14 protein-coding genes and 1 pseudogene are annotated in these 12,543 nt (G+C 38.1%); 5 read left to right on the top strand and 10 right to left on the bottom strand.

Features of this window, described 5'->3' with window-relative positions:
* Positions 1 to 102: 102 nt before the first annotated feature.
* From E4K68_RS21275 to E4K68_RS19970, 4 genes are all read right to left on the bottom strand, one after another.
* On the bottom strand, positions 103 to 942 hold the full coding sequence (locus tag E4K68_RS21275) for a hypothetical protein (RefSeq protein WP_243450467.1): 840 nt from the start codon (positions 940 to 942) through the stop codon (positions 103 to 105).
* A gap of 427 nt (positions 943 to 1,369) precedes the next feature.
* A complete protein-coding gene (locus tag E4K68_RS19960; RefSeq protein WP_135380813.1) occupies positions 1,370 to 2,110 on the bottom strand; it encodes an MBL fold metallo-hydrolase in 741 nt (246 codons plus the stop codon).
* A 434-nt stretch (positions 2,111 to 2,544) separates the two neighbouring features.
* Positions 2,545 to 3,003 carry a MarR family winged helix-turn-helix transcriptional regulator gene (locus E4K68_RS19965; protein WP_135380815.1) on the bottom strand — a complete coding sequence of 153 codons (459 nt, stop codon included), beginning with the start codon at positions 3,001 to 3,003 and terminating at the stop codon, positions 2,545 to 2,547.
* A 593-nt stretch (positions 3,004 to 3,596) separates the two neighbouring features.
* On the bottom strand, positions 3,597 to 4,121 hold the full coding sequence (locus E4K68_RS19970; RefSeq protein WP_243450468.1) for a transposase: 525 nt from the start codon (positions 4,119 to 4,121) through the stop codon (positions 3,597 to 3,599).
* A 224-nt stretch (positions 4,122 to 4,345) separates the two neighbouring features.
* Here E4K68_RS19970 and E4K68_RS21280 point away from each other — a divergent pair, with 224 nt between their 5' ends.
* Positions 4,346 to 4,873, top strand: a complete 528-nt coding sequence (locus E4K68_RS21280; protein WP_243450469.1) for a cation diffusion facilitator family transporter — start codon at positions 4,346 to 4,348, stop codon at positions 4,871 to 4,873.
* 509 nt (positions 4,874 to 5,382) lie between these two features.
* On the top strand, positions 5,383 to 6,084 hold the full coding sequence (locus tag E4K68_RS19980) for a two pore domain potassium channel family protein (RefSeq protein WP_135380820.1): 702 nt from the start codon (positions 5,383 to 5,385) through the stop codon (positions 6,082 to 6,084).
* A 127-nt stretch (positions 6,085 to 6,211) separates the two neighbouring features.
* Here E4K68_RS19980 and E4K68_RS19985 read toward each other — a convergent pair whose 3' ends face one another.
* Positions 6,212 to 6,550 carry a zinc ribbon domain-containing protein gene (locus E4K68_RS19985; RefSeq protein ID WP_135380823.1) on the bottom strand — a complete coding sequence of 113 codons (339 nt, stop codon included), beginning with the start codon at positions 6,548 to 6,550 and terminating at the stop codon, positions 6,212 to 6,214.
* 327 nt (positions 6,551 to 6,877) lie between these two features.
* On the opposite strand from E4K68_RS19985, the gene E4K68_RS20785 reads away from it, so the two are divergent.
* Positions 6,878 to 7,039: a hypothetical protein gene (locus tag E4K68_RS20785; RefSeq protein WP_199241843.1), complete on the top strand. Its 162-nt coding sequence runs from the start codon at positions 6,878 to 6,880 to the stop codon at positions 7,037 to 7,039.
* Positions 7,040 to 7,451: 412 nt separating this feature from the next.
* Here the strand turns inward: E4K68_RS20785 and E4K68_RS19990 are convergent, their stop codons facing one another.
* From E4K68_RS19990 to E4K68_RS20790, 4 genes are all read right to left on the bottom strand, one after another.
* Positions 7,452 to 8,306 carry a hypothetical protein gene (locus tag E4K68_RS19990; protein ID WP_135380825.1) on the bottom strand — a complete coding sequence of 285 codons (855 nt, stop codon included), beginning with the start codon at positions 8,304 to 8,306 and terminating at the stop codon, positions 7,452 to 7,454.
* 259 nt (positions 8,307 to 8,565) lie between these two features.
* Entirely contained in the window at positions 8,566 to 8,871 is a 306-nt protein-coding gene (locus E4K68_RS19995; RefSeq protein WP_348982881.1) for an FAD-dependent thymidylate synthase, read from the bottom strand.
* Between the two features lie 319 nt (positions 8,872 to 9,190).
* On the bottom strand, positions 9,191 to 9,880 hold the full coding sequence (locus E4K68_RS20000) for a spermidine/putrescine ABC transporter substrate-binding protein (protein WP_243450470.1): 690 nt from the start codon (positions 9,878 to 9,880) through the stop codon (positions 9,191 to 9,193).
* 130 nt (positions 9,881 to 10,010) lie between these two features.
* The gene (locus E4K68_RS20790) at positions 10,011 to 10,148 is read right to left on the bottom strand and encodes a hypothetical protein (protein ID WP_199241844.1); all 138 of its coding nucleotides are present in this window, start codon (positions 10,146 to 10,148) and stop codon (positions 10,011 to 10,013) included.
* Positions 10,149 to 10,941: 793 nt separating this feature from the next.
* Between E4K68_RS20790 and E4K68_RS20005 the strand changes: the two genes are divergently transcribed.
* Both E4K68_RS20005 and E4K68_RS20010 read left to right on the top strand, forming a co-directional pair.
* Positions 10,942 to 11,199 (top strand): hypothetical protein, encoded by a 258-nt coding sequence (locus E4K68_RS20005; protein ID WP_135380828.1) that lies wholly within the window; start codon positions 10,942 to 10,944, stop codon positions 11,197 to 11,199.
* Positions 11,200 to 11,211: 12 nt separating this feature from the next.
* Positions 11,212 to 11,976, top strand: a complete 765-nt coding sequence (locus tag E4K68_RS20010; RefSeq protein ID WP_243450471.1) for a hypothetical protein — start codon at positions 11,212 to 11,214, stop codon at positions 11,974 to 11,976.
* 379 nt (positions 11,977 to 12,355) lie between these two features.
* On the opposite strand, the pseudogene E4K68_RS20860 reads toward E4K68_RS20010, so the two are convergent.
* A pseudogene (locus tag E4K68_RS20860) lies at positions 12,356 to 12,543 on the bottom strand (hypothetical protein); the annotation flags it as partial.

The raw sequence follows: 12,543 nt of genomic DNA on the forward strand, positions 1-12,543 counted from the left end.
CGATATCCCATCGTGCTCTGATTATTTTAAACAATGTCTTGAGCGCCATATCCATGCAAGTTGTTATAATCATGATTTGTGCGCGCTTCTTGTTCTTATGTTTTATTGCAAATTTACAAAACGCAATGGTTGCTCCACGTTGTCCATTGTGAAAGTTGACTGGTACACTTCTACTTTCTCAAATCCCTTTTCATGTTTCCATACCTCAACTGCCTCCGTCTTATTGACCGTCCTTCTGGCTAACCTCAAACTATTATTATTATTGTTTTTTGCTCTTACAATTGCTTCAATTCCAAGACTTTTGCAGTGGTTAATCCAAACGGAATTACAGGCAAGAGCATCATAAACGACAATATCAATCAACTTCTTATGATTCTTCACCACACTTGTAATCAGCCTTTTCCCTACGTTCAACTCTCCTTCATCCTTTGAAGAGGCATCTTGTGCGGGCTTGTACATCTCAAAGCCAATAACCAGTTTGGGACCATTTCCTACTAATGACATTACCGCACCACTATGAAAACAATGAGTCGTTTCACCTTTGGTGTTTTTCAAACATTCTGAGCAACTTTTCTTACTGCTCCCGAAAAACTTTGTTCCATCTATAGCTGCAACCGTATATCCATCAATTGTACCGTTCTCAAAAACCTTATTCTCAACAGACTTTTTTACGATGTGATAATTGATTTTGTCTAGCCCGTTTATATCGATAACTTTAAGCGTGTCTCTAATTACATCAATCTGTGGCATCTTTGTTCCCCGGGGAAATAGTTTACTAAATTCATGATTCTTAATCATCAGATTCAGTTCATTAAAGCTCTTTATCCTAAGCAAGAAACCAAGAAGCACAGGCAAAACTACTTGTCCTGTGCTATAAGTGGGGTTAACTCTTCCGTCAGTGAGTTTATTCAAACCATTATCAATATGGTAAACATTCTTCATATAGTTTACTAATTTTGCAAAATAGTTTTTCCTCATTTCATCCTCTCTTCCCTTCAATTTTATCAGAAAGAGAGGGCTGACAAAACACTAAAAACTCCGAATTTGATACACTTTTTAAATCGGTAGAAATACCAGCGAAATCAATGGGTTGACAGTGGTAGAGGCTAAAGTACTGACAAATGAGTGCGTAGGCCTACATCATTAGGCCGTAGGTAATATTTAGCACATGGTTCAATATTTTGCTCTAGCAAAAGGAACATTACCGATAGGCAATATCTGGTACATTGTCTTTTTGATTTCTTTTGTCTTTACACCCGAGCCACTATAGTCCTATGCTAAAAGCACCAGCATTCTCTATTAATAAGGACGCTAGTGCTTTTGGTTATTGAATTGTTAAATCCAACTTTTTCCCAAAGTTAATTCGATATTATTGACCATGTGCCAGTTCTGCTATGCATTTGTTGGCGTTACCTCCATAGAGACCGCCATGATAACAAATTACCGTTTCAATATCATATTGCATCAACTTTTTCAAAGAGATTATGCTTAAATCTATATCAAAATTAGTAGATTGAGGGGCATGAATAAGTATGCCACCATCAATTTGCAGGATATCTCCTGCGATGAGTGTCTTGCAATACTTAAGATACAGGCAAATATGACCTGGAGTGTGACCTGGTGTGTAAATGACTGTAATCCCACCACAGTACGGCAATTCTTCGCCATCGCTAATCGTTTTATCCACACAGAATTTATTGTTTTCATAAAAGGCTTTCATTTTTTCATATATTGTTTTCATTTCAATAGGTAACGAGTTTAGATGTGCTTCGAGTTGAGCTACCTTAACTGGAAGTTTCTCACCCTGGATATATGCTCTTTCTTCTTTATGGGCAAGCACTTCGACACCATTAGGCAACTCTTTTAGAATGCTCGATAGGCTTCCAACATGGTCAATATCTTGATGAGTAAGAATCACCATGTTAAGTTTATCAAATGATACCCCCGCTTTCTCAATTGCCTCGCGAATTTGGGGTAGTTGACCAGGGAATCCTGTATCAATCAGGATTACTGTATCGTTATCCCAAATCAGCGTTGGGTTAATGACACTCGGCGTTCCCATGATATTAGCCGATATTTCAAGCATGTATATTCCATTAGCAATTTTCATTTATTATTCCCCCTCAAGAAATGTTTGAATGTCCATATGGCCGTTGAAAAGCCTCATCGAAGTTATTATAAAATATGCATAAGGGGGATTTCAATAATAAAGGTTATTACTGTAACATAAAAATAATCTTTTGTCAATATATATTTCTTAAATATAACTGTGGGAAAAGTAATTTTAGATTAGGCCGGACTTCCTGTTCAAATAGTTGGCGTTTCCACAATGGTCTTTGGTCTAGCTGAACTGATATACCTAGTAAAAGCATTAATTTGTAGATTCTCCTCTCAGTATAGAAAATATTCGTAACAGGCAATAAAAGATGAACTGTTTATTGCTGCTAAAATCAACTACACATTATCCTACGAATGCCGTCCACCTACACAGGGGGTAGAGGTTGGACGGCTTTTATACTACAGGGTACTAAGAAAAATGCGAACTTAAAAGTTGCTGTCTCGCAAATCTTTTAGAAGTTCCTTATGTGTTCTAATTAGAACCTGAATATCTTCTTCGGGCATTTTTTCTAATGCTAAAATCATAGCTCGATATGACAGGGCATTTTGGGAAGATTTTTCGGATAGCTCTTTACCTTTTGGAGTTGAAGTTAAATGGATTTCTCTTCGGTCTTCTTCTGTGATTTTCCTATCAATAAGCTCAAGGTTAACAAGACTATCAACATTAACACTAACTGTACTTTTAGGGAGATTTAACTTTTTTGATATCTCTTTAAGAGTCATTTCTGGAAAGGCACTGATTGTATTCAATATTCCCATCTGTTGTAATGTAAGTCCTAAACTCTCGGCATTTTGCGATGTAAACTTTGTTAAAATTCGACTAATCACCATAAAAGATTGAACCACTTCTCCCGCCTGCTTTACCTTTGGGTCGTTGTAATCCATAATAGAAATCCTCCAATTACTTAGTTCATAATGGAATAGTTCATTTATGAACCATATTGTACCGCTTATTTTAGGAATTTGCAAGTACATGGCTTTGTGTGACGCAAATGTTTTTAAGAACTTGGGTGGTAGCTATAATCAAAAAGCATTCTCTTCCGAGAACGCCTTTGTTCACATTATCCTACTTATTGTAATTTAACCTAAGCGTATAGGAACTTCCAGCTATATACAAAATGGATTGTTACCCCAACTATCGCTCATACATTGTTATGGATTTACTATGCCTTCAATATTTGGCGAATTGAAGAATTATCAAACATTCCTCAGCTGATGGTTCAACCAGCAACAGAGTGGCTCATTCTAAGCGAGACCGTGGTATAGTACAGGGCGTACTGGTGGCGCTGCAACGCCGAAATATTCAGCCTACCTGGTCAGAACCTTGTATTATATTTTTGAAAATACTTCATCTGGTGATGATACCAATATTTCAAAAAGTAACAAATCGAAACTAAAACCTCTTATTATATTCCCACTTTAAACTAGCATTAATTATATCTAAAGTTTTGCACCCATAAAACAACCAAATTTTCGGTCTAAGAATGGACAGTAAATTGGTTTCTTAGTCGTCTAACTAAAAATAATTGCATGATATTCGATGCTATAAAGATCAAATAAAGCACAGCTTCTACGGCATTTCCGCCATGCACAAAGCAATGCTCTAAGCCACATTCAGTTTTCAAGTTATTAAAGTTCTCTATATCCCATCGCGCTCTTATTATTTTAAACAATGTCTTAAGTGCCATATCCATACAAGTCGTTACAATCATTATCGGGGTGCGCTTCTTGTCTTTATGTTTAATCGCAAATTTTACAAAACGCAAAGGTTGCGCCACGTTGTCCATAGTAAACGTTGACTCATAAACCTCAACTTTCTCAAACCCTTTTTCGCCCTCCCAAACCTCTACTGCATCCGTCTTATTTACCATCTTTCTTGCTAAACGCAAACTATTATTGTTATTGTTTTTCGCCCGAATAATTGCATCAATGTCCAGACTTTTGCAATGGTTAATCCAGATGGAATTACAGGCTAGGGCATCATAAACTACAACATCAATCAATTTTCTATGACTCTTCACGACACTTGAAATCAACCTGCGGTTCTGCTTTACCTTACTTTCACTGGAAGCGTATAAAGAGCTCTTCTAGGTTTAAGTAACAAGAAAAACAAAGCGTTAAGGCTGGGGGGTAACACCCCTGCTTTATGCAAAACAGATAGGGGGTGTTTGGGGTGACTGAGGGCAGCCTTCATATAAGCTAAAAAAAGATCCTAATCTCAATTGGTTTGGTTGGCGGAATATTAACGTTGAAACTGTCTTTTGCTGTATTTACCAATAGTCTTGCTCTTTTGAGCGATTCATGGCACTTGATAACTGATTTTGCATCGTTACTGATCAGTTGGTGGTGCTTAAAAGTTGCGACAAAACAAGCCGATTGCAAAAACACATTTGGGTACTACCGTTATAGCGTTCTTTCGGCTTTAATAAACAACGTATCCCTGATAGGTATTTCACTCTTTATATTTTATAAAGCTATTGACCGCTTTTTTCACCCAGTTGTTGTGGAGCCACACGGGATGATTTATGTGGCTATTGCAGGGATTATCGTCAACGGTTTAATTGTCCTTAATTTAAAGCAACACACCAAAAACTTGAATGTAAAAAGTGCTTTTCTCCATTTTGCTGGAGATGCCCTTGCCGATTTAGGAGTACTTTTGGGCGGACTAGTTATTATTTTTACCGGGTGGGCAAAGGTTGATACGTTATTGAGTTCCATCCTTGCCTGTCTCGTCCTGAAAAGCGCTGTTAAATGACGTGGGAATGTCTACGTATCTTCCTCGAATCCGTTCCGTGTAATGTTTCTATCAAAGAACTTCGATCTTCTATCTTAGCCATTGATAGTGTTCAAGGAGTAACTGATATCCATGTATGGAGCATCTCGCAGGAAGTGACAGCTATGACAGCGCATGCGTGGGTTAAGGAATTAAATAAAGAACAAACGTTGGAACTTTTACACAACATACAACATACCTGCTACGAGAAATTTGGGATTGCCCATACAACAATACAATTTGAGTATTGCGCGTGTAGTAGCTGTTTTCACAATAAGATTGACCATAAAAAGCAATGTTCGTTGTGCATTGACTTGTGTCCAACGGGTTAGTGCTTTCTTTAAACCACTATAGAAAATTTCTCAGACTTAATTCCGCACGGCCATTTCTTAAAAAGAAAGAACTATTAAAGTGGTAGCTGTATTTCAGGTTTTAGAGGAACACAGAATTAGCTCATATGGAATAATATGGTGGTAAAAGGAGGCGAGGGAATGAGTCAGCAGGATAAGGGTCGATACCCTCCGCATATTTGGTATCCTCCACAACAGTGCCCTATAAATTCTCCGATTGTCGAGAAGGAGAAGGAAACTATCGACTCTTCTAAGCCTTTCCTAAAACCTGAGTATAAGTCTGCGGGACCTACAGAACGAGATATTGTGGCTGCTGATATTTGGCCATTATTGCCTGCCGCAGTTGGGGCTGGAGCAGAAATCTTATTACTGCTTATGACTAACCATAAGCAATGGCAGGATGAGAACGATAAAGAAAGTGTTGAAGGATATCCTAAGCCTCAGGATACTCCGGTCGGGTCTGCTATAGTCGTCATTTATTCAATAATCGTAACTGCAGGTGTGTCATACTATGTTTTTAGAGTAATGACAGCTACCGACGGACATTTGATTACAGCATTTATTCCGGTGGTTTTGGCCATTGCTCTTTTATTGATATATTTTGCAGTTGCTTATGAGCTAGAATATCGCATGGTTCCGGGAAGTTTTACGGGAAGCCATTTCGGAAATGACATCGTCACGGAATTATTTACGTTTTTCTATTTTAGTGTTACGACCTTTGCGACTGCAAGCATGGGAGACTTCTCGCCAGTCAGTAATGCCTCAAGATTTCTAGTAACTCTTGAAGTCCTGTTCTTTATATATATCTTTACAATGGGGATTGTCTTTTTTGCCGGTTCCTAAAATGTGAGGAATCAAAGATCGCAGTATTGTCAATTACTGATCAAAGATTATACAACTTTTTGCCCCTGGATAAACAAAAACGCTGGTCAAGGTTAAATTTATCTTGACCAGGTTTTCCTCTCTTGTATCAAAATATCTCCCTCACTTCAATCCCCGACTTAAACACAAACACTGCTTCTACCATCGATTGTACCTTGACCTTCTGAATCAGCCTTCGAAATATTTCCTCATCAAACTTATCAACATTAGGTTCCTTCCTCTTGTTCATAACTCGTAAAAATGCTTGCTCCAATGCCTTCTCCTTGACTGCCTTCATATCACAGGCTCCACCCATCTGATGGTTGATACATATCCAGACGACCTGCTGGTTCTTGCCTTTCCCCCATTTCATACGTCTAAACTTTGAGCCGCAGTTTTGGCAAAATAGCATCCCTGAAAAGGCATAGTCACTTGTAATGAATAACATTAGATACCAGAAGGCAAGGTTTGACCCTTGCCATAAATTTTGAACTTTTTAATGGACCCTCACCTTTTGACCAGGACAATTTCTTAACGTTCCAGTACTTTAACATTTATAAGATTTTTTACCATTATGTTCCACGTTGACCATATCATGCATATTATGTGCTATATCTTAACAAAGGAGGAAATACAAATGGCATTTGGACATGTTGATGGAGCTGCTTGCGGTTGTGGACGTGGCTTAGGTGCAGGAATCGCTGCAGTAGTTGTGATTATTCTTCTGCTTATCGCTATGGGAATTGTATTCTAAATTGAATGGGAGGTAATGATAATGTACGGATACGGTGGATACGGTGGATACGGGGCATGTTGTCGTCCCCCAATTGCACCAGTTGCTCCAGTTGCTGCTTTTCCTGCAGTTGGTGCTGGGCTAGGTGTAGGGATTATCGCGATTGCAATTCTGATTCTTATTGCTTTAGGCGTAATTTTCTAAAAAATACTTGTCTATCATCTTTATTGGTGATAGCCAGTTCTTTATGATACCTCTTTATGGAAAGGAGTTGATCATATGTTTCTTATTCCCCTTCTTCTCTTAGGGACTGCAATAGCTAGACCTCGATATTACCCATCCGCATATCCCTATGCCTATGCAGCATATCCTTACGGATGGTATTAGTATTTGACTATATAGTTGAATAAACTAGTCGTTACTAAAAATATCTTCTAAGATTAAACTAAGTAAGGAGAGCTTAACGCTCTCCCTTTTACATGTTTGTTTTCCTCGCCTTCAACTTAATCAACCCACCCAGCAAATCACCCAACCCGCACCAGTTCTTCTTTACCAAGCCCGGTACTCTGATCAGGCGACTGGATACGTGATTTGGCACCTATGATACTTCTGAAAATCAAATGACTCTAGATTTAAATTCTGCGGGAGTGATTTGTAATTTGGCCAAGTATAGTATAAGGAATACAAGGCTTATAACTGTTAGAATGGTCGGAATGAGCAGCATATCATAACTGCCTTGTATGATACCAGAAAATCTCCCGTACCATTCACCAAATCCCCATGACAGACAAACTGTGAATACTTTCATTAAAACGACCCCTGCTAGTATATTCCCGAAAGGCTTGCTCCTGATTAGCATCGTAGCTGTTATCGCAATGGCTGGGAAAACGATTCCAAGATCTAGAACATAAACTCCATAAGTGTCCTGCGGGATGTGTCTTGCAATATCAGGTATGATTCTGATCAGCCATACTAGCCCAAGCATTATGACTATACAATATAGGAAAATACTTGTACAAATGCGCAATGTTCTTGGAAACGAAGCAATAACTACAAGCCCCGGCGTGAAACTCAGAAGTCCGAAAATAATACTATATATTGATAGACTGAAAATTGCGAGATAAATTAGATAGATGGTAGTATACTGACCCTGCATTGAATAAAGCCCGTATCCATAAAAAAAATTGCCAGTTAGCCCAAGGATAGTAATAAAAGTCTTAATACCGTTACGTTTCAGGTACAATAAGGATAAGAATGTAAGCAGCAAAGCAAGAGGAATAAAAATAATATCCTGACTGACTGAACCTGCTAGTAAAAACTTAGTTATTGTCCCAGTTGATAGTACATCTTCATAAATGCTCTTGTCTAGTATACCTGCCAGACTTGCATACAGGACCAAGAATGAGAGGACGAGAGTCATGCATGCAGTCATCCTGCTTCTATTTATATTGAGTAATTCTTTGATCTCCATATATATCCCCCTAATCACTAAACAAATTCACCGCTCCTACTATGTTCTTCATGAGTTGCCCGATTCCTTCGTAGAATTATATGATGATAAAAAAGACGCTTATTCAGCGTCTACCGACTAGGGTTTAATAACTCAAATTCTACAGATTCAACCCACCCAGCAAATCACCCAACCCGCACCAGTTTGAGTGATGAATGCTTGTAAAAACATTTTACCCAATCCAGCAATTTTGACGGGAGTTAAAAAGTTACAGTTCTTTTTACTTGAATAATTCATCTGTTAGGACAACCTCAGCATAATTTTTAATTAGAAAGTTTGTATCGTAAGCAATATCACCAAATATTGGAGATAGGTATTCTTTAAAGCATAGGAGTAAAGGGATAGTTACTTGTCGCATTTGAGGGTGAGCTGTAAAAGCACACCTAAGTTTAAAAAAATGTCTCCATTCACGAAAGTTAAATGTAACTACTATTTTAGTTTTAAGTGAGTTAGGCAACACTGACCGGGCTTCTTGCAGCAATTTAGCCTTTGTATCGATTTCACAGACTTTAATTGTATATCTCAAATATTTAATGTTTTTGCTCGCATTTGCCTAATTACCCTTAAAATTGGATACACCTTCCCCTACCCCACAATTTCAGGTTATTATTCAATTACTCAATTACTACGAGCTGCTAAAAACCAATACAGCTCGATACTTCAACAGATATAGTCCTTTCAATAAAAGCCTTACCACTTCTCGTTGAGTTCCAAAATGATTTCTCAAACGTCTAACAAAAAATAACTGCATGATATTTGATGCGATAAAGATCAAATAGAGCACTGCTTCTACGGCATTTCCTCCATGCACAAAACAGTGCTCTAAGCCACAGTCACGTTTCTAATTATTGAAAATTGAGTTCAATATCCCAGCGTGCTCTGATGATTTTGAACAATGTCTTAAGCGTCGTTTCCATACAAGTTGTTATGATCATTATCTGTGTACGTAAATTGTTTTTATGCTTGATTGCAAATTTTACAAAACGCAACGGTTGCTCCACGTTGTCCATCGTGAATGTTGACATGTACACCTCTACTTTCTCAAATCCTTGTTCATCTACCCAAACCTCTACTGCCTCCGTCTTATTTGCAGCCTTTTTTGCCAATCGCAAACTCTTATTATTATTGTTTTTTGCTCGGACAATTGCATCAATACCGAGATCTCTGTAGTGGTTAATCCAAAGGGAATTACAAGCCAGTGCATCATAAACTACAACATCCATTAATCCATTATGGCTCATAGTGCTTGAAAGCAGCCTTTTTGCTACGTTCAGCTCACCTTCATCCTTTGATTCGGCATCTTGCCCGGGCTTGTACATCTCAAAGCCAATCACCAGCTTGGGGCCAATCCCTACTGTTGACATGACTGCGCCACTATGAAAACAATAAGTCGTTTTACCTTTGGTGATTTTCAAACAATCTGAACAGCTTTTCTTATTGCTCCCAAAGAATTTTGTTCCATCGATCGCGGCAACCATATATCCATCAATGGTACCGTTTTCAAAAACCTTATTCTCGACTGCTTTTTTGATCATCTGTTGATTGATTTGTTTTAGTCCGCCGAGATCTATGACTTTAAGTGTATCTCTAATGGCATCAACCTTAGGTAGATTTGTTCCTCTGGGGACGAGTTTACGAAACTCTCATGATTCTTGATCATAAAATTCAGTTCATTAAACTTTTGATCCTAAGCAAAAAGCCAAGAAGAACTGGAAGGATAACTTGACCCGTGCCATAAGTTGGGTTAACTCTTCCATCGGATAATTTACTCAAACCGCGATCAATTTGGTAAACATTCTTCATGTATTTTACTATTTTTGCAAAGTAGTTTCTTCTCATTTCAGCCTCGCTCTCCCTCTGATTTTAACAGAGGGAGAGGTCTGACGAAAACTCTGAAAAACTCCGAATTTGATACACCTTTGAAATCTGGAAAGATACCAGTGAAATCAATGGTTTGACTGTGGTTGAGGCTAAAGTGCTGGTGTTATCCCTCTGTGGCAAAACATATTAGTGCCACTTCGAGTTACATTAACACAACCCACTTGGGGATACTAAATATAATTATCGTTACTCTTCAGTATGAGAACTTTTCGACCGCCCAAATTATTCCGTTCTAAGCTTTCTACATTTTCCACTCATTTCCTTCATTGCTAGAAGAAATAATCCATAAAAAACAAAAAAGCCAGACCGTTTGAAAAAAACAATCCAGCTCAATATATTCCCCTTCACACCCCGTCACCCTAAAAAGACTATACACTCACTCGAACCCGCTCATACCAAGGCTTTTACTCAACCGATATAGCACTATTATCATCTCCACGTGCCCGGTCAGTACAATAGAACTATATTTTAACGAAGATCTCTCAAAGGTTCTAGTGGATATTCCATCACTTAATTTGTCATTTGGAATATTATGTTTATATAAATGAAGAGGGGGATTACTGTGGCTTATCAAAATTGCGCTTTATGGATCGTACAAAGTTATTGGGTAATATGGTTAGTCGGATCATTCATAGTCTCAATAATATTGGGCGGTATCATTTTCCGCAATTATGAAATAATGAAATAATTAAAGCATACAGTAAACTAGATCAACATGAATACAGCTCAGTCGATATTTAGAAATAGTCAAAAATCCATTAATAACGGTCAGAAACCTATTGCGAAGAATTTACAGTTGAAAACTCTCTCATCCGCTAACCCGAGAACAAAGTTTTGGGGTGTATGGCTCCCTGTCCCCACAGTTTTGGCCATCGTGAATTCTCTATTTTGGACTTGGCTAATTCTTAGTACTGTAGGTTATTCAGAATCAGCTATTGAAAAAGCAGGTGCTGGAATAATTGATCAGTTTTAGGAGGGAGACTTTTTGAGCCATGTTAATATAAGTACAATTTTACAGCAATATCTAAGTAGATTTTCTTACCGCCCACCCATCTTATTGCATTTATTGTTCGAAGAAGGTCGCATTATGAAGAACAACTATTCGTTGATACTTTCACAATTGCGAAAACAGTTTTCAAATAAGTTGAATCCTTTTACCCTATGCCCACAGTCTATTATTTTTTGGTTCTTGGTTCCTCCTTACAGCGCCATTGGTATTACAATTTTGGGTCTTGACCAGGTTGTATTGTTTTGGCGGCAGCAAATTGAGCCCAATGAAACAGTCTATGTGTCGTTCAAAATGCTAGAATTCAATCCTCCTTTCCCACTTACGTTATTTGTTATGTTTGCAGCATTTGGCCTAGTTATTACAGATGCATCTTACAATATTATTGAGGCAACTGGTTCGGAATATGAAGACAAACTTAAAAAGATAGAATTTACTAATTTAGAAAAAGATATAGAAAAAAATCAAACTTTTGTTAGGTCATTCGACCCATTTAAGTTAACACCGAGAATGTCTATATATTTTCCTGTTCTAGACAATCATACGACGATAGGTTTCTTAACAATCGATTTCCGACACGTAGAACTGAGCATTAAACAATCTTTAGAACCTAATGAAACCATTGTTAGCTTGATTAGATTTCTTGACCTCTCCGCTCCGTTTCCATTACAGGTGGCTGTCATGATGCTTTCCGTGGGGCTTTTTATGACCGGAAAAATATACGAATTTAGTAAGGAATCTTAAAGGGGAGCTCTTGTTGCAATCTGGTATTTGTGGACTCATGGTACTACCTTATATGTGCAGCTCTTTGCTTACTTTGCTCCTTTATTATCAATTACTGCCTTTATTTTTATTTGTTTATCATCACGGCTCTCAAGCAAGTGCTTAACAATGAAAACCAACATTTATTATGGTAATGATCTCTATGAAGACTAATTTCCTCCACCCTCATCCCACTCTTCAATTCAAAATAAAATGCGTTGGTGTGAGAATTTCTGGTGTGCACCCCGTCAATAGGACAATGAAAAAATAGAACGAAGTTTGCCGAATTGCTACCCGTCTAAAAAGCGAGTAGCAATTCTTTATGCGGCCTTTACGTACTGCATATGGAACTCCATCGGCGTCATAATATACAAGCGGCGCTGTAAACACCGATAATTATAATAGAAGATGTAATCAGAATGGCTTGAAAAAGATGCTCCCGGCTGGTGAATTTGTACCCGTAATACCTCTCGCGTTTCAGGATACCCCAAAAGCCTTCCATCGGTCCGTTATCAATGCAGTGAGCCACTCTGGACATGCTTTGCTTCA

The sequence above is a fragment of the Desulfosporosinus sp. Sb-LF genome (genome assembly GCF_004766055.1).
Taxonomy (GTDB): Bacteria; Bacillota; Desulfitobacteriia; order Desulfitobacteriales; family Desulfitobacteriaceae; genus Desulfosporosinus.

Bases quoted from the DNA above. Each gene is read 5' to 3' on its own strand.
- E4K68_RS21275 (WP_243450467.1), bottom strand. From the start codon at position 942: ATGAAGAATGTTTACCATATTGATAATGGTTTGAATAAACTCACTGAC.
- E4K68_RS19960 (WP_135380813.1), bottom strand. From the start codon at position 2,110: ATGAAAATTGCTAATGGAATATACATGCTTGAAATATCGGCTAATATC.
- E4K68_RS19965 (WP_135380815.1), bottom strand. From the start codon at position 3,003: ATGGATTACAACGACCCAAAGGTAAAGCAGGCGGGAGAAGTGGTTCAA.
- E4K68_RS19980 (WP_135380820.1), top strand. From the start codon at position 5,383: ATGAGTCAGCAGGATAAGGGTCGATACCCTCCGCATATTTGGTATCCT.
- E4K68_RS19985 (WP_135380823.1), bottom strand. From the start codon at position 6,550: ATGTTATTCATTACAAGTGACTATGCCTTTTCAGGGATGCTATTTTGC.
- E4K68_RS20785 (WP_199241843.1), top strand. From the start codon at position 6,878: ATGTACGGATACGGTGGATACGGTGGATACGGGGCATGTTGTCGTCCC.
- E4K68_RS19990 (WP_135380825.1), bottom strand. From the start codon at position 8,306: ATGGAGATCAAAGAATTACTCAATATAAATAGAAGCAGGATGACTGCA.
- E4K68_RS20000 (WP_243450470.1), bottom strand. From the start codon at position 9,880: ATGATCAAAAAAGCAGTCGAGAATAAGGTTTTTGAAAACGGTACCATT.
- E4K68_RS20790 (WP_199241844.1), bottom strand. From the start codon at position 10,148: ATGAAGAATGTTTACCAAATTGATCGCGGTTTGAGTAAATTATCCGAT.
- E4K68_RS20005 (WP_135380828.1), top strand. From the start codon at position 10,942: ATGAATACAGCTCAGTCGATATTTAGAAATAGTCAAAAATCCATTAAT.